21 protein-coding genes are annotated in these 22,198 nt (G+C 68.3%); 5 read left to right on the top strand and 16 right to left on the bottom strand.

The features are described 5' to 3' along the window. Positions 1-78: 78 nt before the first annotated feature. The 4 genes from ACWGRX_RS00250 to ACWGRX_RS00235 all read right to left on the bottom strand — a co-directional run bounded on the left by ACWGRX_RS00250 (position 79) and on the right by ACWGRX_RS00235 (position 3,903). Entirely contained in the window at positions 79-294 is a 216-nt protein-coding gene (locus tag ACWGRX_RS00250) for a hypothetical protein (protein ID WP_291639300.1), read from the bottom strand. Positions 295-361: 67 nt separating this feature from the next. Continuing rightward, positions 362-2,878, bottom strand: coding sequence for an ATP-dependent Clp protease ATP-binding subunit ClpA (gene clpA, locus ACWGRX_RS00245; protein WP_452115942.1), 2,517 nt, complete (start codon positions 2,876-2,878; stop codon positions 362-364). Between the two features lie 46 nt (positions 2,879-2,924). Next, entirely contained in the window at positions 2,925-3,341 is a 417-nt protein-coding gene (gene clpS, locus ACWGRX_RS00240; protein ID WP_291639370.1) for an ATP-dependent Clp protease adapter ClpS, read from the bottom strand. 217 nt (positions 3,342-3,558) lie between these two features. Further along, positions 3,559-3,903, bottom strand: a complete 345-nt coding sequence (locus ACWGRX_RS00235; protein WP_291639296.1) for a phasin family protein — start codon at positions 3,901-3,903, stop codon at positions 3,559-3,561. Positions 3,904-4,230: 327 nt separating this feature from the next. Between ACWGRX_RS00235 and ACWGRX_RS00230 the strand changes: the two genes are divergently transcribed. Next, positions 4,231-5,895: an SPOR domain-containing protein gene (locus ACWGRX_RS00230; protein ID WP_452115941.1), complete on the top strand. Its 1,665-nt coding sequence runs from the start codon at positions 4,231-4,233 to the stop codon at positions 5,893-5,895. An 18-nt stretch (positions 5,896-5,913) separates the two neighbouring features. Here the strand turns inward: ACWGRX_RS00230 and ACWGRX_RS00225 are convergent, their stop codons facing one another. Further along, on the bottom strand, positions 5,914-6,642 hold the full coding sequence (locus tag ACWGRX_RS00225; RefSeq protein WP_452115940.1) for a J domain-containing protein: 729 nt from the start codon (positions 6,640-6,642) through the stop codon (positions 5,914-5,916). Further along, entirely contained in the window at positions 6,639-7,388 is a 750-nt protein-coding gene (locus ACWGRX_RS00220) for a VWA domain-containing protein (protein ID WP_291648852.1), read from the bottom strand. Before ACWGRX_RS00220 ends, ACWGRX_RS00225 begins: the two co-directional genes overlap by 4 nt. A 276-nt stretch (positions 7,389-7,664) precedes the next feature. Here ACWGRX_RS00220 and panC point away from each other — a divergent pair, with 276 nt between their 5' ends. Then, positions 7,665-8,513, top strand: a complete 849-nt coding sequence (gene panC, locus ACWGRX_RS00215) for a pantoate--beta-alanine ligase (RefSeq protein WP_452115939.1) — start codon at positions 7,665-7,667, stop codon at positions 8,511-8,513. A 52-nt stretch (positions 8,514-8,565) separates the two neighbouring features. On the opposite strand, the gene ACWGRX_RS00210 is transcribed toward panC, so the two are convergent. Both ACWGRX_RS00210 and ACWGRX_RS00205 read right to left on the bottom strand, forming a co-directional pair. Next, entirely contained in the window at positions 8,566-9,045 is a 480-nt protein-coding gene (locus ACWGRX_RS00210) for a hypothetical protein (RefSeq protein ID WP_452115938.1), read from the bottom strand. 145 nt (positions 9,046-9,190) lie between these two features. Further along, on the bottom strand, positions 9,191-9,628 hold the full coding sequence (locus tag ACWGRX_RS00205) for a DUF1489 family protein (RefSeq protein ID WP_452115937.1): 438 nt from the start codon (positions 9,626-9,628) through the stop codon (positions 9,191-9,193). Positions 9,629-9,876: 248 nt separating this feature from the next. Here ACWGRX_RS00205 and ACWGRX_RS00200 point away from each other — a divergent pair, with 248 nt between their 5' ends. Further along, a complete protein-coding gene (locus ACWGRX_RS00200) occupies positions 9,877-10,659 on the top strand; it encodes an SDR family NAD(P)-dependent oxidoreductase (protein ID WP_452115936.1) in 783 nt (260 codons plus the stop codon). A gap of 3 nt (positions 10,660-10,662) precedes the next feature. Next, on the top strand, positions 10,663-11,508 hold the full coding sequence (locus ACWGRX_RS00195) for an aminoglycoside phosphotransferase family protein (protein WP_452115935.1): 846 nt from the start codon (positions 10,663-10,665) through the stop codon (positions 11,506-11,508). Between the two features lie 233 nt (positions 11,509-11,741). On the opposite strand, the gene ACWGRX_RS00190 is transcribed toward ACWGRX_RS00195, so the two are convergent. The 5 genes from ACWGRX_RS00190 to ACWGRX_RS00170 form a co-directional block, all read right to left on the bottom strand. Continuing rightward, positions 11,742-13,727 carry an acetyl/propionyl/methylcrotonyl-CoA carboxylase subunit alpha gene (locus ACWGRX_RS00190; RefSeq protein WP_452115934.1) on the bottom strand — a complete coding sequence of 662 codons (1,986 nt, stop codon included), beginning with the start codon at positions 13,725-13,727 and terminating at the stop codon, positions 11,742-11,744. Positions 13,728-13,973: 246 nt separating this feature from the next. Further along, on the bottom strand, positions 13,974-15,227 hold the full coding sequence (locus ACWGRX_RS00185; protein ID WP_452115933.1) for a YeeE/YedE family protein: 1,254 nt from the start codon (positions 15,225-15,227) through the stop codon (positions 13,974-13,976). Between the two features lie 19 nt (positions 15,228-15,246). Then, positions 15,247-16,182 carry a sulfurtransferase gene (locus ACWGRX_RS00180; RefSeq protein ID WP_291648839.1) on the bottom strand — a complete coding sequence of 312 codons (936 nt, stop codon included), beginning with the start codon at positions 16,180-16,182 and terminating at the stop codon, positions 15,247-15,249. A gap of 466 nt (positions 16,183-16,648) precedes the next feature. Beyond that, positions 16,649-17,359: a cation efflux transmembrane domain-containing protein gene (locus ACWGRX_RS00175; RefSeq protein ID WP_452115932.1), complete on the bottom strand. Its 711-nt coding sequence runs from the start codon at positions 17,357-17,359 to the stop codon at positions 16,649-16,651. 111 nt (positions 17,360-17,470) lie between these two features. Continuing rightward, positions 17,471-18,232 (bottom strand): SDR family oxidoreductase, encoded by a 762-nt coding sequence (locus tag ACWGRX_RS00170; RefSeq protein WP_452115931.1) that lies wholly within the window; start codon positions 18,230-18,232, stop codon positions 17,471-17,473. 157 nt (positions 18,233-18,389) lie between these two features. On the opposite strand from ACWGRX_RS00170, the gene ACWGRX_RS00165 reads away from it, so the two are divergent. After that, positions 18,390-19,475, top strand: a complete 1,086-nt coding sequence (locus ACWGRX_RS00165) for a Kelch repeat-containing protein (protein WP_452115930.1) — start codon at positions 18,390-18,392, stop codon at positions 19,473-19,475. 76 nt (positions 19,476-19,551) lie between these two features. Here the strand turns inward: ACWGRX_RS00165 and ACWGRX_RS00160 are convergent, their stop codons facing one another. The 3 genes from ACWGRX_RS00160 to ACWGRX_RS00150 all read right to left on the bottom strand — a co-directional run bounded on the left by ACWGRX_RS00160 (position 19,552) and on the right by ACWGRX_RS00150 (position 21,964). Continuing rightward, positions 19,552-20,991: an FAD-binding oxidoreductase gene (locus ACWGRX_RS00160; RefSeq protein ID WP_452115929.1), complete on the bottom strand. Its 1,440-nt coding sequence runs from the start codon at positions 20,989-20,991 to the stop codon at positions 19,552-19,554. Positions 20,992-21,166: 175 nt separating this feature from the next. Next, on the bottom strand, positions 21,167-21,547 hold the full coding sequence (locus ACWGRX_RS00155; RefSeq protein WP_452115928.1) for a SpoIIAA family protein: 381 nt from the start codon (positions 21,545-21,547) through the stop codon (positions 21,167-21,169). A 42-nt stretch (positions 21,548-21,589) separates the two neighbouring features. Continuing rightward, complete coding sequence (locus tag ACWGRX_RS00150; protein ID WP_452115927.1) at positions 21,590-21,964, bottom strand: hypothetical protein; 375 nt, start codon at positions 21,962-21,964, stop codon at positions 21,590-21,592. Between the last annotated feature and the right edge of the window lie 234 nt (positions 21,965-22,198).

Here is a 22,198-nt window from a genome sequence, read left to right as displayed (position 1 = left end):
TTAATGCGCATTCCCGCCACGGCGGGGCAGAGGCCTTGCCGCGCTTCGGACCTGCGCCGGGCGCAAGCGACGGCGCGGTCAGAAGCTCTTCAGCGCCAGCCCGAGCAGTTCGTTCCCGAAGTCGACGATCTCCTTCGGCACGCCGCCAACGGCCTGATAGGCAAGCCAACCCAGATAGAAGAATGCCGGGACCAGGATCCAGCCCAGCACTTCCTCGAAGACGATGCGGCGCCGGCGGCGGCGGGCGCGCTTCTCGAACCAGCCGAGCTTCTCCTTCGGCGCGGCGGCGGCCACTGCCGTAGCCGTGGCTTCACCATCCTGCGCCCATGCGCTCTCGGATTTGCGTCGGAACCACACGGTCTCAGGCCTTCGTCAACGGGACTTTCGGGACGGTGCGGACGCTGCCCGTCGCCTTCGGCGGCGAGACCGGCGCATCCGGCTTGGGGCCGCGCTTCAGGCTGCCGGTCGGGCCGGCCTTGGCCTTGGCGCCCCCCTTGGCGCGGGGCTTGCGCGGCGTCCTTTTCTCGGCCGCGGCAGCGACATCCTTCTCCGGCTTGGGCTTGGCCGGCCCGTCGGGGAATTCGAGGCCGAGCACCTTGATGCCGGTCTCGGACTGGACGACCACGACCTTGACCGCGCCGCCATTCTTCAGCCTGCCGAACAGCACCTCGTCGGCGAGCGGCGTCTTGATCGTCTGCTGGATCAGCCGCGCCATCGGGCGCGCGCCCATCGCCTCGTCATAGCCGTTCTCGACCAGCCAGTCGCGCGCCTCGTCCGAGAGCTCGATCGTGACGTTGCGGTCGGCGAGCTGGGCCTCGAGCTGCAGCACGAACTTGTCGACGACCCGCGCCACCACCGTTTTCGGCAGATGGCCGAAGGAGATCGTCGCGTCGAGCCGGTTGCGGAATTCCGGCGCGAACAGCTTGTTGATCGCCTCCTGGTCGTCACCCTCGCGCTTGGTGCGGGTGAAGCCATAGGCGTTTTTGGCCATATCGGCGGCCCCGGCATTGGTGGTCATGATCAGGATGACGTTCCTGAAATCGACCTGTTTGCCGTTATTGTCGGTCAGCTTGCCGTGGTCCATCACCTGCAGGAGGATGTTGAACAGGTCGGGATGGGCCTTCTCGATCTCGTCGAGCAGTAGCACGCAATGCGGGTGCTGGTCGATCTGGTCGGTCAGCAGCCCGCCCTGATCGAAGCCGACATAGCCGGGAGGAGCGCCGATCAGCCGCGAGACGGTGTGACGCTCCATGTACTCCGACATGTCGAAGCGCACGAGCTCCACGCCCAGCGACGAGGCGAGCTGACGCGCGACCTCGGTCTTGCCAACACCGGTCGGTCCCGCGAAGAGATAGCAGCCGATCGGCTTCTCGCCGTCGCGAAGCCCGGCGCGAGCGAGCTTGATCGAGGAGGACAAAGCCTCGATCGCCTTCTCCTGGCCGTAGACGGTGCGCTTCAGCGTGGTCTCGAGATTGCGCAGCACCTCGGCATCGTCCTTGGAGACGGTCTTGGCCGGGATGCGCGCCATCGTCGCGATCGCCGCCTCGATCTCCTTGACGCCGATCGTCTTCTTGCGCTTGGCCTCGGTCACCAGCATCTGCGAGGCGCCGGTCTCGTCGATCACGTCGATCGCCTTGTCCGGCAGCTTGCGGTCGTGGATGTAGCGCGCCGAGAGCTCCACCGCCGCCTTGATGGCGTCGTTGGTGTAGCGCAGCTTGTGGAACTCCTCGAAATAGGGCTTCAGCCCCTTCAGGATCTCGATCGTATCCGGGATCGACGGCTCGTTGACGTCGATCTTCTGGAAGCGCCGGACCAGCGCCCGGTCCTTCTCGAAATACTGGCGGTATTCCTTGTAGGTGGTCGAGCCGATGCAGCGCAGCGAGCCCGAGGCCAGCGCCGGCTTCAGCAGGTTCGAGGCGTCCATCGCACCGCCCGAGGTCGCACCGGCGCCGATCACCGTATGGATCTCGTCGATGAACATGATCGCCTTCGGGTGCTGCTCGATCTCCTTCATCACCTGCTTGAGGCGTTCCTCGAAATCGCCGCGATAGCGCGTGCCGGCGAGCAGCGTACCCATGTCGAGCGAGAACACCGTCGCGTCCTCGAGCACCTCGGGTACCTCGCCGCGGATGATCTTCAGCGCCAGCCCCTCGGCGATCGCGGTCTTGCCGACGCCGGGCTCGCCGACCAGCAGCGGATTGTTCTTCTGCCGGCGGCAGAGGATCTGGATGGTGCGCTGCACCTCGGCCTCACGGCCGATCAGCGGATCGATGCGCCCGTCGCGCGCCTTGCGGTTGAGATTGACGCAATAGGCTTCGAGCGCGCTTTCCTTCTTCTTCTTGTCCTTGTCGCCGTCATTGCCGGAATCGGAGCGCTGCTCGCGCTGCTGCTCCGGCTCCTCGTCGGCGCCGCGCACGGCGCGCGTCTCGCCGGCGCCGGGGCGCTTGGCGATGCCGTGGCTGATATAGTTGACCGCGTCGTAGCGGGTCATGTCCTGCTCCTGCAGGAAATAGGCGGCGTGGCTCTCGCGCTCGGCGAACATGGCGACGAGCACATTGGCGCCGGTCACCTCCTCGCGGCCCGAGGACTGGACATGGATCACCGCGCGCTGGATCACGCGCTGGAAGCCCGCCGTCGGCTTGGAATCGTCGCGCCCGTCGGTGACGAGATTGGTCAGCTCCGCGTCGATATAGTCGACGAGATTGCGGCGCAGCGTGTCGAGATCGACGCTGCACGCCCGCATCACCGCGGCGGCGTCCTGGTCGTCGACCAGGGCCAGCAACAGGTGCTCCAGCGTGGCGTATTCGTGATGGCGTTCATTGGCGAGCGCGAGGGCCCGGTGTAGCGCCTGTTCGAGGCTGCGCGAGAAGCTCGGCACGGTCAGCGCTCCTGATCCAGTTCTCGGGAAATGGTGGCGTTCAAGATCACTTCTTCTCCATCACGCATTGCAGCGGATGCATGTGCTTGCGGGCGAGATCCATCACCAGCGTCACCTTGGTCTCGGCGACCTCGTAGGTGAAGACGCCGCATTCGCCGACGCCGTTCTGGTGGACATGCATCATGATCCGCGTCGCCTCGGCCCGGTCCTTGTTGAAGAAGCGTTCCAGCACATGCACGACGAATTCCATCGGCGTGTAATCGTCGTTGAGGATGAGGACGCGGTAGAGATTGGGCTTGCGGGTGCGCGTCCGGGTCAGGACCGCGGCGCCGGTGCCGCTGCCGTCCCGGCCACCATCCACCGGGATCGCCGGCGGGCGCGGCTTGCTCGCCAGCCGGGGCTCGATCCGGCCGAGGCGCTCCACCGGGCGGGCGCCGGCAGGAAGGTCCGTTTCGATCGGCATGATGGCTGCTTGGCTCAAGAGTTCTCTTTCGGCGCTAGACCCCAAGATAGTGCTTCGCCCGAGAATTTACAGGCGTCGCGCCGGCTTCGCCAGCCCGTTCCGCACGAACGCCCACAACCTGTATCGGCCATGCAAAAAGCCCGGCCTTTGGCCGGGCTTTCGTAGATCGCGTCGCTGCGGCCGGCGCGATGCCGGCCTTCGGCTCATGCCGTGCAGATCACTTGGCCGGGGTCGGAACCGACTTGGCGACGATGCCTTCGAACGGCTTGTAGGCGTCCTTGGCGATGGCCGAGAAGAGCTCGCCCATCTTGGTGACCTGGGCGACATAGCCCTCGAAAGCGGTCTTGACGTAGTCGCTCTGGATCTCGATGGCCTTGTCCAGCGTCTTGACGCCGGCGAGCTTCTCGATCGCGGCCGTGCCGGCCTCGAACGACTTCTTGGCATAGTCGGTAGCCTCGACGGCGAGCGTCTGGACGCCCTTCGAGGTGGCGCCGAACGACTTCAGAGCGGCGTCGACGTTCTCTTTGGAGGCCTTCTGGATGGTCTCGAACTGCTGGATCATGTTTTTCCCACAGCGCCTCGGGGACGCCGCCTCTTGCTGGCGAGCCTTGCGGCCCAGGTTCCTCGCCCCAAGGTCGGATGAAACGCTCATCACCGGGGACCGCCTTCATATTGTGCAGCGCAACATAAAAGTCAAGAACGCATTGCAATGCATCAAATGCAAAGCTGCCCAGCCCGTCGAGGGAATGGTTCGCAGCCATACCGAGGACCGGCCGGCAGGCTTAACACCTCCGTAACCGCATCGCTCTAACCTCTCTGAGTGTGTCCTTCCCGCCACGTCGAGTTTCAGGCGCTGCGGGGGCTGTAGTGTCGAGTTGAGGCGGGTTTCATGGCTTCTGGTTGCGTTGGTACCGGGCGCGGACGCTGGTTCGCGTTCATCGGTCTGGTGAGTGTCGCTGCCGTGACCCTGGTCGCGACGGCTTCCCCCGCTGAGGCGGCCCGCAAGAAGCGGCGCCAGGTCAGCGGCGGCTACGCCCCGCCCTATGCCGCGATGGTGGTCGACGCCAAGAGCGGCCGCACCCTGCACGCGGTCAACGAGGATGCGGCGCGCATCCCCGCCTCGATCACCAAGGTGATGACGCTCTATCTGCTGTTCGAGCAGCTCGAGCGCGGCCGGCTGAGCATGGACTCCCCGCTCAGGGTCTCGGCCAACGCCGCCCGCGAGGCGCCGTCGAAGATCGGCTTCGAGCCGGGCGAGACGATCGCCGTCCGGGACGCGATCCTCGCCCTGATCACGAAATCCGCCAACGACGTCGCGACCACCGTCGCCGAGAATGTCGGCGGCTCCGAGGACGAGTTCGCGCGGATGATGACCGCCCGCGCCCGCTCGCTCGGCATGAGCCGCACGACCTTCTACAACGCCCACGGCCTGCCGCATGATCCGCCGAACATCACGACGGCGCGCGATCTGACCATCCTCGCCCGCGCCATCCAGGAGCGCTTCCCGCGCTACTATCCGATGTTCGGAACGCGCGTCTTCAACTATGCCGGCGGCGCCTACCGCAACCACAACAAGCTGCTCGGCCGCATCGAGGGTGTGGACGGCATCAAGACCGGCTACACCCGGGCCTCGGGCTTCAACCTGATGACCTCGGCCAAGGCCGATGGCCGCCATGTCGTCTCCGTGGTGCTCGGCGGCCGCTCCGGCGCCGCCCGCGACAAGGTGATGGCCGATCTCGTGGTCGCCGCCCTGCCCCGCGCCACCAGCGGCGGCCGCAGCGCCCCGATGGTCGCCGAAGCGCCCGAGCCGCAACCGGAACGCGCCCGCATCGCGGCGCCCGCCGTCGCGCCGGAACCGCCGGCCCGGCCGGCGGCTATCGCCCAGGCCGCCGCCGCGCAGGCTGTCGTCGCCCAGGCGCCCGAGCCGGCCCCGATGCCGGTGCCGCGCCCGCGCATCGAGCCCGAATTGCCCGCCGCCGCCCGCGCCTATGCGGCGACGCCGACCACCACCCCGATCGCGCCGCCGCGCGCGATCTCGGCCAGCGCCGGCCAGCCGCTGCAGCTCTCCGGCATGCGCCCGGTCAGCGCCACGACGACCCCGTCCGCGATGCGCTGGTCGATCGGCGCCCCCGCCGCCGATGGCAAGGTCCTGCGCCCGCCGGCGAATGTCGACACCACCTCCTCGATCGCCAAGGTCGCCGAGCCGGCGCCCGCCGCCCAGGTCGCGTTGGCCCAGCCCGAGCCGCGCAAGATCGAGGCGAGCGAGCCCAAGCCCGCCGCGCGCCCCGTGGAAAAGGCCGCGCCGGCCTCGAAATGGGTGATCCAGCTCGGCGCCACCGACGATGAATCGAAGGCCAGGGACATCCTTGCCCGGGCCCGCGCCAAGGCTGCCGGCCCGCTCGCCGACGCATCGCCCTTCACCCAGAAGGTCGAGTCGCGCGGCACCACCCTCTATCGCGCTCGCTTCGCCGGCTTCGAGGAGTCCAAGGACGCCGAGAAGGCCTGCGCCCAGCTCAAGCGCGGCGGCTTCGCCTGCTTCGCGACCCGCGGCTAACCGGACCAGGGAAGGAACTCAGCCATGTTTCTTCAGCAAGGTATCCTTGGCCTGATTGACGCGGGCGGCAAGGCCGCTGGTACCCCCGGCGTCAGGATGGATGCGTTTCATCAAAGCCCTATGGGCCTCGCGAACCGCCTCCTCCCCCGCGCCCGGCTGAAGCCCCAGGATCTCGTAGGCCTCCTGATCCGTCATCGCGCCCGCGCCAGGCGCGCGGCCCTGCCCCGGGTCTCGGTGTCGATCAGCGTCTTCACGCCAGCCGGGCGCCCGGCGGTCGAGATAAGCCTCTAGCAGCCGGGCCCCGTCCGGGTCCGTCGCGAGGCATTCGCGCATCAGCACGCCGAGCTCGCCGAGATTGAGTTCGTCCAGATCGCGGCCGGCGAAACCGCCGGCCTGCACCTTTCCGGTGACGCCGCCGCTGTCATGGTCGAGTTCCATGGCGAGCAGGACCGAAGCGACCTTGGAGCGGCCTGCGGATTTCGTTCCGCCCCAGTCCTTGGCCCAATCCGGCATTTTGAGCCCGCCCGGCCCATAGGCGCTCCAGCCGAACAGCCAGGCGCCAAGGCCGCCCATGAAGATCGCCATGTCGAGGCGCCCGCGCAGCATCATCAGCCCGGCCACGGCAAGCGCCGCCGTGCCGCCGACGACCTTGCCGAGCCTGACCAGTTTCTTCGGGTCGGCACCCGCGAAGAGCTTTGAAAAATACCAGACCAGGATGACGGCTGCGATGCCGTAGAGCAGCGTCACGATTTGCGGCCCTCCATCGCCGTCAGCAAACCTTGGGCGGCCGGGCTCGCGCCCGCCAGCCGCAGCAGCGCCTCGCGGCCGCCGCTGGCATAGGCCGCGGCACCGCGCAGCAATTCGAGCAGTGAGTTCGGGGCGTTGACGTCGAAGCGCGCATGCGCCCCGCCGGTCAGCCGCGCGATTTCGGCGAAGGCCGCGCTCGCCGCCGGGTCGAAGCCTTCTTGGAAGACAAAGCCGCGTACCCCGCGCAGGCCGAGCTCGCCGGCGAGCGCGCAGAGCCTGTCGACCTCCTCCTCCATCGCATCGCCGACATAGACGAAGGCGCGGATCGGAACCCGCCTTTCCTCGTCGCGGATATGGGCCAGCACGCGGCCGATCTGGGTCTGCCCGCCCTGGCAGGCGATGCCGTTCATCAGACCGGTCAGGCGCCGCGGCTCGCCGATCCAGCCCGAGGCCCGGCATTCGGCAAGGCCGCGGAAATAGACCAGCTGGACAGCGAGACCGCCGGTCCTGTCGGCGACCTCGAACATCCTGCCCTGCAGCGAGCAGGCGAGATCCCAGCTCGGCTGGCGGCTCATCGTGGCGTCGAGCGCGAAGACCAGCCGGCCGGCCTGACCGGTCGCGAGCGGAGCGAGCTGCTTCGCCGCCCCGAGGAAGCGGTCGATCTCGCCGGGCTTCGAGCGCGCCGCGCCCTCGCTCGGTCGCGTCTCCCTCGCCTTGCCTACTGCCTTGCCGTCTTCGTTCGCCATGTCCCTCGCCAAGTCGCTCGCCGGGATTCGCCTCTTCCGAAGATATTGGCCGCGCCGCCGGCATTTGCTACCCGTCCTGCCGCTAGCGTTGTGCGTCTGGACTGAATTGGGCCTGGTCACCCCGGACAAACGGCTTCAGCCGCGCCGATCCGGGATCCATGCCCGAACTTTTCCGAGAAGGGTTCCGGCATGGATCCCGGGTCTTCGCTTCGCTACGCCCGGGATGACCGCTTCGTGGGTCAGACCGGTCACGAAACGGTCCGGCGGGAGGATGGCATGTCACAGGTCGCGGTTTTCGAGTCGGTCAAGGCGATGCGCGCCGCGGTAGCCGGATGGCACGCCGCTGGCGAGAAGGTCGCGCTCGTGCCGACCATGGGCGCGCTGCATCAGGGCCATATCGCGCTGGTGGCCGAGGCGCAGAAGCACGCGAAACACGTCATCGTTTCGATCTTCGTCAACCCGACGCAGTTCGCCCCGCACGAGGACTTCAAGAAGTATCCGCGAACCTTCGAGAGCGACCGGGCGCAACTCGCCGAGGTCGGCGCCGACGCGATCTTCTTCCCGCCGGTCGAGGAGATGTATCCGCCTGGCTTCGCCAGCCGCGTCCTCTTGCTCGGACCGGCAGCCGTCGGCCTCGACGACCGCTTCCGGCCGACCCATTTCGAAGGCGTCGCAACGGTTTGCTGCAAGCTCTTCACCCAGAGCCGGGCCGATTTCGCGGTCTTCGGCGAGAAGGACTACCAGCAGCTCAAGGTGGTGACCCGCATGGCCGCCGATCTCGATCTCGGCATCGAGATCGTGCCGCTCGCCACCTTCCGCGAGCCCGACGGCCTCGCCATGTCCTCGCGCAACCGCTACCTCTCCTCCGAGGAGCGGGCGCTGGCGCCGCTGCTCCACCGCGTCATGCAGGCGCTGGCGGCACGGCTGCGCAACCGCGACGACCTGTTCCGCGCCGTCGGCGAGGCCCAGAGCGAGATCATCACTGCCGGCTTCGAGCTCGATTACCTCGAGGCGCGTCACGCGCAGACGCTCGCCCCCGTGACCTCGCTCGCCGATGGCCCGATCCGGATCCTCGTGGCGGCGAGGCTGGGCGGCACGCGGCTGATCGACAATATCGGGGTGTGAGACCGGGCCGGGACCGGCAGGCGCCTCGCCGGGGAGGCGCCGCGCGAAGCGCTCAGCGCGGACAGACGTCCCAGAAGCCCTGGGTGCGCTCGGGGTTGGTATAGTACCAGCAATAGCCCGGCGCCGGCGCCGGCGAGGTCGCATAGGCCGTGGCCGCCGTGGCCGCGACGAAGCCGATCGCCGCTCCGGAGACGACGGCCATGCCCGGATGCCACCAGTAGCTCGTCGGGCGAACCCAAACCGCGCCCGCAGCGGCGGGCGGCCGGCGGCCCGGACGTACCACCGTGGTGCTCCTGCCCACGGCGACATTGCCCTGCGGCCCGCGGGCAGCATAGCTGCGCCCCGCCACAGCGCCGCCCCGCGGGCCGACGGCAGCGCCGCTCCGGACGACCGCGCCGCTGGTCTTGACGACGAGATCGGGTGCCGCAGCCGAGACAAGCGGAGCGGCGGAAGAGAGCGGCATCGCCGCCAGGCCCTGAAACGGCATGGCGACACATGCGGCCAGGACCGCAGCGGCAAAGCGGATCGGCATCATCGTTGTTTCCCCCAGGCTGTCGTCGCGGAGTACCGCCCTCGGCGGCCTCCGGCCCGAGAACGCCTGAGTCGCGCAGCGAGAGTCAAATACCGTACTCTGCCGCGGCCGGCATGCCCGGTATCGCGCGGCTGCGGGGCCCGCGCTACAGCAGCCCGAGTTCCGCCAGCTCGCGCCGCATCTGCTCGGGCATGGCACCGAGATCGCCGCTGCGGCCGTCGATGTCGCGCGGCGCGTCCTTGTCCTGCAGATAGCGCCAGCCCTGGAAAGGCCGGTATGGCCGGGGTTCGACCGGAACGACCAGCGGCTCCATCACCAGATGGCAACGCCCGATCCCCTCGGCGTCGGTGAAGGGGCGGATATCGATCAGCCGCTGGCGGGCGCAGAGCTGGCCCTTGATCACCCAGTAGAGCGAGCCGCCCGAGACGATCTCCTCGATCCGCTTCGGCACCATCCGGGTGGTGTGGAGCTGTTCTTCCGGCTCGCCGTGGGCGCGGCGCTGCGCCTGCCGCTCGGCGATCCATTCCTCGAGATCGCTGATGGACTCGGCACCGACGCAGAGCTTGAGCAGATGAAGCGGCATGGCCGGCAACCTAGTCCCGCCGGCGCGGCCGGGCCAGAGGCGGCAGGCCTTTTCCCACAAGCCGGCCGCCCCCGGCGGGCGCGACATATTCACCCGCAGCTTTGCCGGGCGGCGGTCGGAATGAGCGGGACAGGCGCTGCCGCTGGCGAGCGCCGGCGCCGTCTGCTCGGCTCCTGGCATCGACAGCACGGCCATGACGGCGCCGCTGCCGCAGGTTACAAGGCCAGCGACCCGAACGGAGGCACGACATGCGCGGACTGCAAGGCAAGGCCATTCTCGTCACCGGTTCCTCGACCGGCATCGGCTACGCCATGGCGCGGCGGCTCCTGGCCGAAGGGGCGAAAGTGCTGGTTCATGGCCGCGAGGAAAGCGAGGTCAAGGCCGCCTGCGGCAAGCTCGGCCCCGCCTGCCACGGTGTCGCCGGCGACCTAGCCGAGCCCGCGACGGCCCAAGCGCTGGTCGACGCGACCTGCAAGGCCTTCGGCCGCATCGACGGGCTCGTGAACAATGCCGGCATCTATCCGCGCGGCGTCATCGGCGAGAGCACCGCAGCCTTCTTCGACCATGTCTTCGCCATCAACACCCGCGCGCCCCTGCTCTGCGCCGAGGCCGCGATCCGCGCCTTCCGCCTGCAGAAATCGGGCGGCGCCATCGTCACCGTCGGCTCGATCAACGCGCTCTGCGGCCAGTCCGACCTCACGGTCTATTCGATGTCCAAGGGCGCGCTGACGACCATGACGCGCAATCTCGCCGACGCGCTCGGCAGCGAGCGGATCCGCGTCAACCAGCTCAATGTCGGCTGGACCTTCACCGCCAACGAGGACGCGACGCAGCAGCGCCATGGCCGCAAACCCGGCTGGGAGAAGGACGTCTCCGCCCTGTTCGCGCCGACCGGACGGTTGATGCAGCCCGAGGAAATCGCCGCCCATACCGCCTTCTGGCTCTCGGATGACAGCGCGCCGGTCTCCGGCCAGATCTACGAAGCCGAGCAGTACCCGCTGATCGGCCGCAACCGCTCGCAGATGAGCTGAGAGGTGACCGCGCAGTCCGCAGAATACGCCCCCTGGCTGGCGCGCTGGGGGCTCGTTCCCGATGGCGCGCCGATCACCACCCATTCCAGCCGCCTGCTGCCGGTCCGGCGCGGCGACGAGCCGGCCATGCTGAAGCTGCCGGACGCGCCCGACGAGCGCCTTGGCTACCTGCCGCTGGAATACTGGAATGGCGACGGCGCCACCCGCCTGCTCGCCCGCTCCGACACAGGCGATGCCATGCTGATCGAGCGCGCCACCGGCCCGCGCTCGCTCGCCGCCATGGCCCGCAGCGGTGCGGAGGGCGACGACGCGGCGACCGCGATCCTCTGCGACGCCATCGCCACCCTGCAGAAGCCGCGCGGTCCGGCGCCGTCAGGCCTGATCCCGCTCGAAACCTGGTTCGCCGACCTCTTCCCTATGGCGCGGGAGCGTGGCGGCATCCTCGCCCGCTCGGCTGCGGCAGCCCGGGAGCTGCTCGCGGCGCAGCGCGAGATCCTGCCGCTGCATGCCGACCTGCACCATGACAATGTGCTCGATTTCGGCGCGCGCGGCTGGCTCGCCATCGACCCGAAATGCGTCATCGGCGACCGCGCCTTCGAATACACGATCCTGTTCTGCGACCCCGATCTCGCCGATCCCGAGCCGCCGGTCGCCACCCTGCCCGGCCGCTTCGAGCGCCGGCTGGAGATCGTGCTGGCGAAATCCGGGCTGGAGCGCGAACGCCTGCTGAAATGGATCCTGGCCTGGTGCGGACTCTCGGCCGCCTGGTTCCTCGGCGATGAGGACCCGCTGGCGGAGATCAATTTTGCCGTGGCAGCAAGGGCGGTCGTGGCGCTGGATGCGGGTTAGCACCCTCGTTCCGCGCGCCGCGCCGAGCATATTGGCGCGGGATCCCCTCTCCTGGAAGGAGAGGGGTAGGGGTGAGGTGTTCGGAGCGGAAACGTTGGCCTGAACCCGACCGCGCGGAGAAGGCTCACGCAACTGGTCTTGCCGCCAACACCTCACCCTGCCCTCTCCTTACAGGAGAGGGTTCCCCGCGCCTTCTTCGTCGGATGGGGGATCGCCTGGTGATCGCGATCCCTTCACTCTCCGAGCACGACGACCTTCGCACCCTCGGCCACCTGCGCGCCCGGCTCGGCGCCGAGTTCGGTGACCGTGCCGTCGCGCGGGGCGGTCAGCACGTGTTCCATCTTCATCGCCTCGACGATGGCGAGGCGCTGGCCCTTCACGACCGCCTCGCCCGCCCGAACGAAGAGCGCGATCAGCTTGCCGTGCATCGGCGCCTTGATGACGCCGCCCGAGCCGCCGACCGCATCGAGATCGACGCTGAACGGGTCGAACAGCGAAACCGCCGTCTGCCGGCCGCGGTGCAGCGCGAGATAGGTGCCGCCCTCGGCCCGCGCCAACGTCACCTCATGCTCGCCCTCGGCCAAAGGATGGCCCGGCAGCGAGACGCGGGCATCGTCGCCGCTCCATTCGATCTTCGCCTCAATGCGCTCGCCATCGACCAGCAGCGGCAGGCCGAGCGCCGGGCGCGGCATCAGCGAGAAGGCGTCGGCGTCGAGCCAGGGCGAGCGCGCCTCCCCTTCCGCCCGGACGGCGGCGGCCTCGAGCCCGGCGAGCTGGCGCTCCTCCTCGAGCTGCAAGGCGGCAGCCGCGACCGCGGCCGCGTCGAGCGGCTGCGGCTCGGCCCCGAGCGCCGCGATGTTGCGGTCGATGAAGCCGGTGTCGAACGGCCCCTTCCGGAAGCCCTCGGCCTCGGCCAGCTTCTTCAGGAAGGCGAGATTGGTGCGCGGGCCGGCGACGATGGTCTCGCCGAGCGCGAAGGCGAGATGGTCGAGCGCCTCGTCGCGGGTGCGGCCATGGGCGATCACCTTGGCGATCATCGGATCGTAATGCGGCGTCACGGAATCGCCGGCCTCGACGCCGGTGTCGATGCGGATGTCCTCACTCTGCGGGAATTGCAGCGCCCAGAGCTTGCCGGTCGAGGGCAGGAAGCCCTTCTCCGGGTCCTCGGCATAGAGCCGCGCCTCGACGGCGTGCCCTTCGGCGCGGACATCCTCCTGCGCGAAGCCGAGCGGCTCGCCGGCCGCGACCTTGAGCTGGAGCTCGACGAGATCGAGCCCGGTGATCGCTTCGGTGACGGGATGCTCGACCTGGAGACGGGTGTTCATCTCCATGAAATAGAAGCGGTCAGCCTTCAGCCCCTCGCGGCCATCGGCGATGAACTCGACCGTGCCGGCCCCGACATAGCCGACCGCGCGCGCCGCCTCGGTCGCCGCCTTGCCCATGGCGGCGCGCACCTCAGGCGTCATCCCCGGCGCCGGGGCTTCCTCGATGACTTTCTGGTGGCGGCGCTGCAGCGAGCAATCGCGCTCATAGAGGTGGACGACATTGCCATGGCTGTCGCCGAAGACCTGGATTTCGACATGGCGCGGCGAGAGCACGTATTTCTCGACCAGCACGCGCGCATCGCCGAAGGCGTTCTTGCCCTCGCGCTGGGCGCTGGCGAGCGCATCGGCGAAGTCCTCAGCCCGGTCGACCTTCTTCATGCCCTTGCCGCCGCCGCCGGCGACCGCCTTGATCAGCACGGGATAGCCGATGCGCTCGGCCTCCTTGCTGAGAAAATCGACGCCCTGCTCGGCACCGTGATAGCCCGGCACGACCGGGACATTGGCCTTCTCGACCAGCGCCTTGGCGGCGTCCTTCAAACCCATCGCCCGGATCGCCGAGGCCGGCGGGCCGATGAAGACGATGCCGGCGGCGGCGCAGGCATCGGCGAAGTCGGCATTCTCGGAGAGGAAGCCATAGCCCGGATGGATGCAGGCCGCGCCGGCCTGCTTCGCCACCGCGAGGATCTTGTCGGCATCGAGATAGCTCTCGCGGGCCGGCGCCGGGCCGATCCGGTAGGCCTCGTCGGCCATTTCGACGAACAGCGCCTCGGCATCGGCGTCCGAATAGACGGCGATGGTGCGCAGGCCGAGCCGCCTGGCGGTGCGGATCACCCGGCAGGCGATCTCGCCGCGATTGGCGATCAGGATGGAGGGCAGTTTTGCGGCAATCGACATGGGACATCCTCGAACCGATGCCCCGTTATAGCCCAGCCGCGGCCCTTGTCTGCGCCATGTTGCGCAGGGTGCGGATGGGCGCTTGCACCTCTTCGTCATTCCAGGGCTTCGCACAGCGAAGAGCCCGGAACCCATGGACACGGCGCAGCCAGGCAGACCGCCGGCCTCGACGTGCCCCATTCTGGAAGGTGGTGTTCATGGGTTCCGGGCTCGCGCCTTCGGCGCGCCCCGGAATGACGCCGAGCCTCAGGCCAGCAGCCCCAGCCGCCGCCCGAGCTTCAGCGTCAGCGTCGTGCCGACGAGTAGCCCGATGCCGAAGACCCAGCCCGAGACCGCCCCCGCCGAAATGCCGGAGAGCAGCGTGCCGACCGTGCAGCCGAGCCCAATCACCGTGCCCCAGCCGAGCAGCGCCCCGCCGATCAGCCCGCGCAGCACATGGCCTCCACCCGGACGCTTCGGCTTGAACTCGCCGGCGGCGAGCGCCGCCGCGAAAGCCGAGGCGACGATGCCGGCGATGAACAGGCCGTTCGGGGTCAGCAGCGCGTCGCGGATCGCAGTGGCGCAGCCGCGAAAACTGTCGAGCCCTTCGAGGCGCGACGGCAGCAGCTCGAAATGCGCCGCGAGCTGGCGCGAGCGCGAGCCGATCTCGGCGGTGACGCCGAGCGGCGAGAGGCGCAAATAGGCGGCGATGCCGATCAGCCCGACGAAGAGCCCGCCGAGCCAGGACGGCCAGCGCCGCAGGAAGATCGCGGCCAGCGGATCGGCAGCGGCAGCTGGCGCGTCCGGGGCTGCGGCGCGCCGGCCGGTGCGCAGCAGCCAATAGGCAAGCCCCCCGAGCACGAAGAGCCCGGCGAGCAACGCCCCGCCATAGCCGAGCTGGCGCGGCAGCCAGAGCACCGGCGATTCCGAGATCGTGCCGAGATAGAGCGGGTTCCAGCTGAGGAAACCGAGGATGAAGCCGCCGACCGCACCGATAAGCGCGAAGGGCGAGGTCGGCGAGCCCTCCCCGAGCCGGTAGAGATGAGCGCTGATGCAGGAGCCGGAGATCGCCATGCCGGCGCCGAAGGCGAGCCCCGCCAGCAGCAGCGCCGGGCCGACCGGCCCGATATGGGCCGTCGGCGGCAGGCGCGTCCCCGACGGGTCGGGCAGCCAGGCGCCATAGATCAGCGTGTAGCCGACGAGGCCGACCGCGAGTGCGGTGACGATGCCGAGCAGCCCCTGCGGATCGCGCCTGTCGAGCCAGTCCTTCCAGGTGCAGAAGAAGCAGAAACGCGAGCGCTGCAGCACGAAGCCGAAGGCGACGCCGAGGATCAACGAGAGCTGGAGCTGCGCCGCCGGCTCGGCATGGCGGCCGACGAGCTGGACTGCCGCAGCGAGGCCGATCAGGACGGCGGCCGCAAGGAAAAGGCGCAGCGGCGGAAGCGTGCTCGCCTCCGCCGCCCCGCTCTGCCGGCGCGCCTGCTCATAGTCGAGCGCGCCGCCATCGTCGGAAATGCTCATGGCTCTGGAGCGCCGCCGCTTACTTGCCGGTCCAGACCGTGCCGGCCGGGTTGCTGATCGGCAGGCCGACCACATTGCCGTATTCGGTCCACGAGCCGTCATAATTGGCGACCTGATAGCCGAGCACGCGCGAGAGGATGAACCAGGTGTGGCTCGAGCGCTCGCCGATGCGGCAGGTGGTGATCACCGGCTTCGAGCCGTCGATGCCGGCCTCGGCATAGAGCTTCTTCAGCTCCTCGACCGGCTTGATCGTGCCGTCGGCCTGGTTGACCGCGCGGGCCCAGGCGACGTTGACCGAGCCAGGGATATGGCCGGCGCGCAGCGCCAGCTCCTGGAAGCCGGCCGGCGCGATGATCTTGCCGGAGAACTCGTCGGGCGAGCGGATGTCGAGGATGCGGGCGTCCGACTTCTTCTCGACGGTCGCGACGACATCGGTCAGGCGGGCGCGCAGCTTGCGGTTCGGCTCGGCGACGGTGAAGGCCGAGGCCTTGACGGCAACGGGGTTGGTCGCGACCGGGCGCTTCTCCAGCTCCCACTTCTTGCGGCCGCCATCGAGCAGTTTCACATTGTCGCGCAGGCCGTAGATGTCGAACACCCAGGCGCCCCAGGCGGCGAACCAGTTGTTGCTGTCGCCGTAGAGGACGACGGTGGTGTCCTTGTCGACGCCGAGCTTGCGGGCGAGCGCCTGGAATTTCTCCGGGCTCGCAATGTCGCGCGAGACGGTCTCGACGAGATCGGTGTGCCAGACGACGTTCTGGGCGCCCGGGATATGGCCGCGCTCATAGACGCCCGGCTCGACGCTGACCTCGACGATGCGCACCTTGGGATCGCTTAGGTTCTTTTCGAGCCATTCGGTGGTGACCAGCGGCCCCGACTGGGCGAAGGCGGCGGTGCTGGCCAGGAGGCCCGCAGCCAGCGCCAGGGCGCCGCGGCGAAGAAGGGATATCACGGACATTCTCGGCTCCTTGCTGCCGACCGGCCGGTTTTCGCGGGCTGGATCGGCTTGAAATTCGGAGCCGTCATGATTTCGCCACACCCCGCCCAAGAGAAGCCGGACAGGATTTTTTTGTTTGCTATCAAGGCGGAAGAAGCCAGTCGTACGACCTTGGTTGGGGGAGAAATTTCTTCTCATACCCCCCTGACAGGGGCATCCCGGACGGAGCGCAGCGCAGACCCGGGGTCCATTCCGGAGCCTTTCCTAGGAGGCTCAGGCATATGGGCCCCGGGCCTCCCTCCGGTCGCCCGGGACGACGGCCTTGTTGCTTCAAAGGCAGCAGGGTTTTCTCGGAACCACACTGTCATCCCGGACAAGCGGCGTAAGCCGCGCAGCTCCGGGATCCATCATAGGGCTCCGGCGTCCTTCGATGGATCCCGGGGCAAGCCCGGGATGACGGTGTGTTCCCGTGCAAAATCAGCATGCTTCAGGGCGAGACTTCGTCTCGGTCCGACGGCTGTCTGACCGAGCGCCAGATCGCCCAGCTCGCCTGGAAGCAGAGGCCGGCGACGACGAGGTCGAGCAGGTATTCCGGCCAGCGCACCGGTGCGAGCCTTGCCGCAAGCCCGACCAGCGCAAAGCCGGTGGTCGAGATCGTGTCGTTGCGGGAGGACAGCCAAGTCGCCTTGATCACAGGGTTGGGTTCGCGCCGGAAGCGCCAGAGCGCGAGCACGATCAGATAGGCGATCAGGATCGCGCTTCCCGCCGAGAAGCCGAGCGTGAAGAGCTCGATCGGCCGCGGCCGCAGGATCTTGTCCCAGAGATCGTAGAGCGTGTGCAGCCCGGCGACCGCCATCACCGCACCGATCCCGAGCGCCGCGAGCTTCTCCGCCCGCCCGTCGCGACCGAAGACCAGCGCCGCGATGCCGTAGAGCGCGACGTCGTAGACCCAGTCGACGCCGTCCTTGAGGAGTTGACTATTGCCGATGGCGAGCGCCCAGGCGACGACGAGGGCCGCGAAGATCAGGATGCCGAGCGCGATCGCCCAGATCGTCAGCCGATAGGCCCGCTCCACACTGGGAGCCACGGGGGCGGCATGACCGGGCTCGCCCTGATTGCGAGTGCCTTCCCCGTCATGCCCGGGCTTGTCCCCGGCATCCACGTCTTCAGGCCGTCGAAGCCCATCGAAAGCCGACATGCGAGGCGCTCCAGAGCCGCCTCGCCCAGTGTCGCGGAAAATCCGCCCGTCGCAAGACGTGGATGGTCGGCACGAGGCCGACCATGACGACAGCGGGTCGGTCAAGCAGCCTCAGCCGCGGCCGACGAAGGGGGCCTTGGTCGCCATCACCGTGACGGTGAGCACGTTGGCCTCGAGCGGCAGGCTCGCCATGTGCAGCACCGTCGAGGCGACGTGGCCGACATCCATCACCGCCTCGACCTTGATCGAGCCGTCGGCCTGCGGCACGCCGGTGGTCATGCGCTGCGCCATCTCGGTCAGCGCATTGCCGATGTCGACCTGTCCGACCGCGATGTCGTATTTGCGCCCATCGAGCGACGAGGTCTTGGTCAGGCCTGTGATGGCGTGCTTGGTCGCGGTGTAGGCGACCGAGTTCGGCCGCGGCGCATGGGCCGAGATCGAGCCGTTATTGATGATGCGGCCACCTTGCGGCTGCTGGTCCTTCATCAGCTTGAAGGCTTCCTGGGTGCACAGGAACGGGCCGGTCAGGTTGGTGTCGACCACCTTCTGCCAGTCGGCGAGCGACAGGTCCTCGAGCATGATGCCGCCCGGAGCATTGACGCCGGCATTGTTGAACAGCACGTCGAGCCGTCCGAATTTCTCCTTGGTCCTGGCGAACAGCGCCTTGACCGAATCCTGATTGGTCACGTCGGTCGGCACGGCTAGCGCCTGCGCGGCATCGACGCCCGACAGCTTGATCGTCTCTTCCAGCGCGTCGGCGCGGCGCCCGGCGAGCACGGTGCGGTAGCCGTCCTTCAGGAAGGCGATGGCGACGGCCCGGCCGACGCCGGAACCGGCACCGGTGATGATGGCGACCTTGTTGTGCCCAGACATGCGTATCCTCGCGTTTCCCGTGTTTTCAACCGTTTCAGGCGGCAGGACCATAGCAGCGTATGCAGTATGCGGAACTGCTTTTCCAGCAGACCGGCTCCGCCCTTTCACTTGCCTGACGCTACGTCTGCCTTACTCTTCTAGCGAGGGAGGAAGCGTCATGACCAGCCTGAGCCGTCGCGGTTTCATCGCAGCAGGAGCCGCGAGCCTTGCCGCGCCGGCGCTGGCCCAGCAACCCGGCCATGAGCATCATGGCGGTCATTACGAGCGGCTGAACCAGCCCGGCCGCATCCCGAAGCCGGCCTTGGCGGAGAGCCAGAACGTCTTCGATTCCCCCGCGCCGAAGGCTGCCAGTCCCGGCCGCTGGCAGCCTAAGGCATTGCTGCCGTTGCCTCGTTCGGAAATGGCCTGGGCGGCCGCGCATGACGAGCGCATGCACATCGTCGGCGGCTATGGCGAGCAGCGCACCGACCGGCCCTATCACCATGTCTACGATCCGAAGGCCGACAAGTGGAGCGACGGCGCGCCGCTGCCGCAGGGCGCCAACCATGTCGGCGTCGCCTTCCTCGACGGCAGGCTCTACGCCATCGGCGGCTTCCTCGAGCAGAACCGCAAGCCGCATCCACGCTGCTTCGTCTACGATCCCAAGACCGACAAATGGGCCGAGATCGCGCCCCTGCCCCGCCCGGTCGGCTCGGCCGCCATCGTCGGGCTGAACGGCCTGCTATATGCGATCGGCGGCGCGATCGGTGACACCACCGACGCCAAGACCTCGGTCAACTGGCACCGCGTCTACGATCCCAAGACCGACGCCTGGAGCGAGCGGACGCCGATGCCGACGGCACGCGACCACACCGGCACGCTGGCCATCGGCAAGCTGATCCATGTCATCGGCGGGCGGGTCGATAGCTTCCACACCAATTCCAACCTGCATCACGCCTATGATCCGGCGACCGACAAATGGACGCCGCGCAACCCGCTGCCCACCGCCCGTTCCGGCCATGGCGCCGTGCTCTATCGCGGAAAAGTCTTCGTGATGGGCGGCGAAGGCACCAACCGCGTCTTCGGCCAGATGGAGGCCTATGACCCCGCCAGCGACGGCTGGGAGCAGTACGCCCCGATGCTGACCCCGCGGCACGGCCTCGGTGCCGCCCTGGTCGGCGACGCCATCCATGTCGCCGGTGGCGGCCCGGTGATGGGCGGCGGCGTTCAGAGCGCAATCCACGAGGCATTCAGTCTGGCCTGACAGGCCAGCTGTCCAGGCCGGCCACCTTTTGCCGGGACCGGCCTGTCTCTTTGTCTAGTCTTTCAGGCAGCGGGGCTCACGCCGCCCGCCGCCCCGCAACCGGCGTCACGTTCTGGTTCATGCGGAACAGGTTCGACGGGTCGTAGCGGCGCTTCAGCTCGGCGAGGCGCTGGTAGCTCGCACCATAGGCCTGCCGAACGCGGTCGCCCTCGTCGGCAGGCATGAAGTTGATATAGGCCGTGCCGACCGAATAGGGTCTTGCGGCTTCGAAGAGTTCCCGCGCCCAGCCGATGCACTTCTGGTCGTCGCTCTTCTCGCGCCAGCGCGCATGCACGTTCATCACGAAATGCGAGCTGCGCTGCGGGAACGCCGTCGCGTCCTTCGCCACCCGCCCGGCCGCGCCGCCGACATGCGCCATGAAGACCTCGCATTCCGGGCCGGGCAGACGGCCGATGGCGCCGGTCAGGAGCCCGATCGTCGCGTCCGAGAGCTCGGCGAAGTCGTGGCTCTTCCAGTAGTTGCGGGCGCCGGGCGCGAGCAGCGGATCGAAGGCCTGCTGCCAGCCGGTGAACGGGTGCGGGCTCACCACGTCGACGATCGGCTTTCCGATCGAACGCAACCGGGCTGTCGCCTTCTCGCCCTCGGCCATGTCGCCGCACCAACACATGGCGAGGATCAGCACCTCCTTGCCGTGCCACTCCGCCGGCAGGAACGGCAGCGGCGGCGCCTGACGCATCACCGCCCAGCAGGTCAGCTCGTCTGGCGAGACTTCGAGCGCCTGCCGATAGGCCTTCAGCACCGCCTCCGCCGCGCTCATCGGATACACGACGAGGCCGGAGAACACCTCGTTTCCGAGCTTGTGCAGCCGGAACACGAAGCCCGTCACCACCCCGAAATTGCCGCCGCCGCCACGCAGCGCCCAGAACAGCTCGGGATTCTCCGTCTCGCTGGCGCGCCGGAGCTCGCCATCGGCAGTCACCACCTCGACCGACTCCAGATTGTCCAAGGTCAGGCCGAATTTCCGCGTCAGCCAGCCGAAGCCGCCGCCGAGCGTCAGCCCGGCAATGCCGGTGGTCGAATTGATACCGGTCGGCACCACCAGCCCGAAGGCCTGCGTTTCCCGGTCGAGATCGGCGAGCGTCGCGCCGGGTGCGACCCAGGCGCGCCGCGCGGCGGCATCGACGCGGATCGACTTCATCTGCGAAAGGTCGATCATCAGACCGCCGTCGCAGACCGCGTTTCCGGCGATGCCATGGCCGCCGCCCCGCACCGAAACCAGCAATTCGTGGTCGCGCGCGAAGCGGACGGCGCTGACGGCGTCGCCGACGTCGGCACAGCGGATGATCAGGCCGGGCCGGCGATCGACCATGCCGTTCCAGATCGCGCGCGCCTCGTCATAGCCTGCATCTCTTTCGTCCAGGATGCTGCCGCGCAGCTGCGAAGCCAGCGCCTCGATCGCCGCGGTCGCGATGCTCTTCTGTCCGGCCGCCAGTGTCGTGAGCTTGTGGGAAGACATAGGCTCTCCTCCCCTAATGCGTGGTTGCGCCCCCTGCCGCCGAAACCTGCCCCCGTTTCGAACGCCGTTCCGTGATGTAGCTCACAGAACCGGCGGCGGCCGGGAGCGCGGTTGCAGGCGGGTTCACAGGCCCAGGCAGATCGCGGGCGCCGCATGCTGCGGGCAACGGCGCCGCCTAAGGCTGAACGGGCACAGCACCCTTCAGCCATCCCAGAGCGCGCGCCTTGTCTCCCGATGGAAACTGGCGGACCTCCGCCGCCACGAAGTGCTTCGCAGCATGGGGGGCGAGCTTGAGAAGCTCGCTGTCCGAAACCACGGCCACGCGCGCGACCTTGCTGTGGTGGCCCATGACGAACTTAACATGCGAGATCAGCGCCCCGATGCCGTCCCAGCCAGGGAACGAGGCAGCATCGACCATGAGGCCCTTGAGTGCGCCATTCGCGGCGAGGTAGGGATCGACCACGCCCGACAGGCGCTCGAAATCGTCGCTTTCCAGCGCCCCGCGCGGCGTCAGGACCACGATGCCTTCGTCACCGAGAAGATCGATCTGAAGCATCCCGTTTCTCCCCGCGGTGAGGTGGACGGCCGCGGCCGAAAGCTACTTCGGAAGGCAGTCGACGTCATAGGCTATGATGATCTCCTGCGGGCCGATCTTGCCGACTGCCTGGAGGTCGCCGAGCGCGCTTTTCAGCTTCACGCCCGCCTGTTTCAGGCTCTCCTCCAGCTTAGACTTTGCCGACCGGCACCGATCCTCGCTGGTGAACTCCTGGAAGACGACCGTCGGCTGAAGCCGCCACTCGGCGCGGTCGCTCGTCGCGACCGGGCTGACGGAGTACGAAAAGACGTACATCAGAATCCACATCGGCAGCCCCTCCCGGAGCAAGCGCGGGTACCGCGTGATGGCGAAATCGACGGGCGAGAACACGCTCCATGGGCCGGGTGCGCCGGTGGCACGACGGGCCACGCCCGTCACGTAGAGCCGCCCGCAGTCTCGATCCCCATGGCCCGGCTCGCGGGGCCGCAGACATCTGAAGATGGCGCCCGATCCGGATCGTCGCGCTATTGTACCTGAGGACAATCCCGGCGCGGCCGCGCTCGGATAACCAGCCAGAATACTGCAGGGCGACGCGCAATCGCATCGCCTCCTTATCCTGCATACAAAATTCCGCATACCGACTTGTCGACAAGGCGCGACCGTTCTAGAAAT

This window comes from Allobosea sp. NPDC055594 (assembly GCF_053618995.1).
The sequence above is the reverse complement of the archived record's forward strand: the minus strand, read 5'-3'. Positions and strand labels throughout refer to the sequence as shown.

Coding starts and splice junctions, on each gene's coding strand:
- ACWGRX_RS00220 (WP_291648852.1), bottom strand. CDS start 7,388: ATGGCGAACGAAGACGGCAAGGCAGTAGGCAAGGCGAGGGAGACGCGA.
- ACWGRX_RS00155 (WP_452115928.1), bottom strand. CDS start 21,547: ATGCTTCAGATCGATCTTCTCGGTGACGAAGGCATCGTGGTCCTGACG.
- ACWGRX_RS00210 (WP_452115938.1), bottom strand. CDS start 9,045: ATGCCGATCCGCTTTGCCGCTGCGGTCCTGGCCGCATGTGTCGCCATG.
- clpS (WP_291639370.1), bottom strand. CDS start 3,341: ATGCCGATCGAAACGGACCTTCCTGCCGGCGCCCGCCCGGTGGAGCGC.
- ACWGRX_RS00185 (WP_452115933.1), bottom strand. CDS start 15,227: ATGAGCATTTCCGACGATGGCGGCGCGCTCGACTATGAGCAGGCGCGC.
- ACWGRX_RS00190 (WP_452115934.1), bottom strand. CDS start 13,727: ATGTCGATTGCCGCAAAACTGCCCTCCATCCTGATCGCCAATCGCGGC.
- panC (WP_452115939.1), top strand. CDS start 7,665: ATGTCACAGGTCGCGGTTTTCGAGTCGGTCAAGGCGATGCGCGCCGCG.
- ACWGRX_RS00165 (WP_452115930.1), top strand. CDS start 18,390: ATGACCAGCCTGAGCCGTCGCGGTTTCATCGCAGCAGGAGCCGCGAGC.
- ACWGRX_RS00175 (WP_452115932.1), bottom strand. CDS start 17,359: ATGTCGGCTTTCGATGGGCTTCGACGGCCTGAAGACGTGGATGCCGGG.
- ACWGRX_RS00230 (WP_452115941.1), top strand. CDS start 4,231: ATGGCTTCTGGTTGCGTTGGTACCGGGCGCGGACGCTGGTTCGCGTTC.
- ACWGRX_RS00170 (WP_452115931.1), bottom strand. CDS start 18,232: ATGTCTGGGCACAACAAGGTCGCCATCATCACCGGTGCCGGTTCCGGC.
- ACWGRX_RS00235 (WP_291639296.1), bottom strand. CDS start 3,903: ATGATCCAGCAGTTCGAGACCATCCAGAAGGCCTCCAAAGAGAACGTC.
- ACWGRX_RS00180 (WP_291648839.1), bottom strand. CDS start 16,182: ATGTCCGTGATATCCCTTCTTCGCCGCGGCGCCCTGGCGCTGGCTGCG.
- ACWGRX_RS00200 (WP_452115936.1), top strand. CDS start 9,877: ATGCGCGGACTGCAAGGCAAGGCCATTCTCGTCACCGGTTCCTCGACC.
- ACWGRX_RS00160 (WP_452115929.1), bottom strand. CDS start 20,991: ATGTCTTCCCACAAGCTCACGACACTGGCGGCCGGACAGAAGAGCATC.
- ACWGRX_RS00205 (WP_452115937.1), bottom strand. CDS start 9,628: ATGCCGCTTCATCTGCTCAAGCTCTGCGTCGGTGCCGAGTCCATCAGC.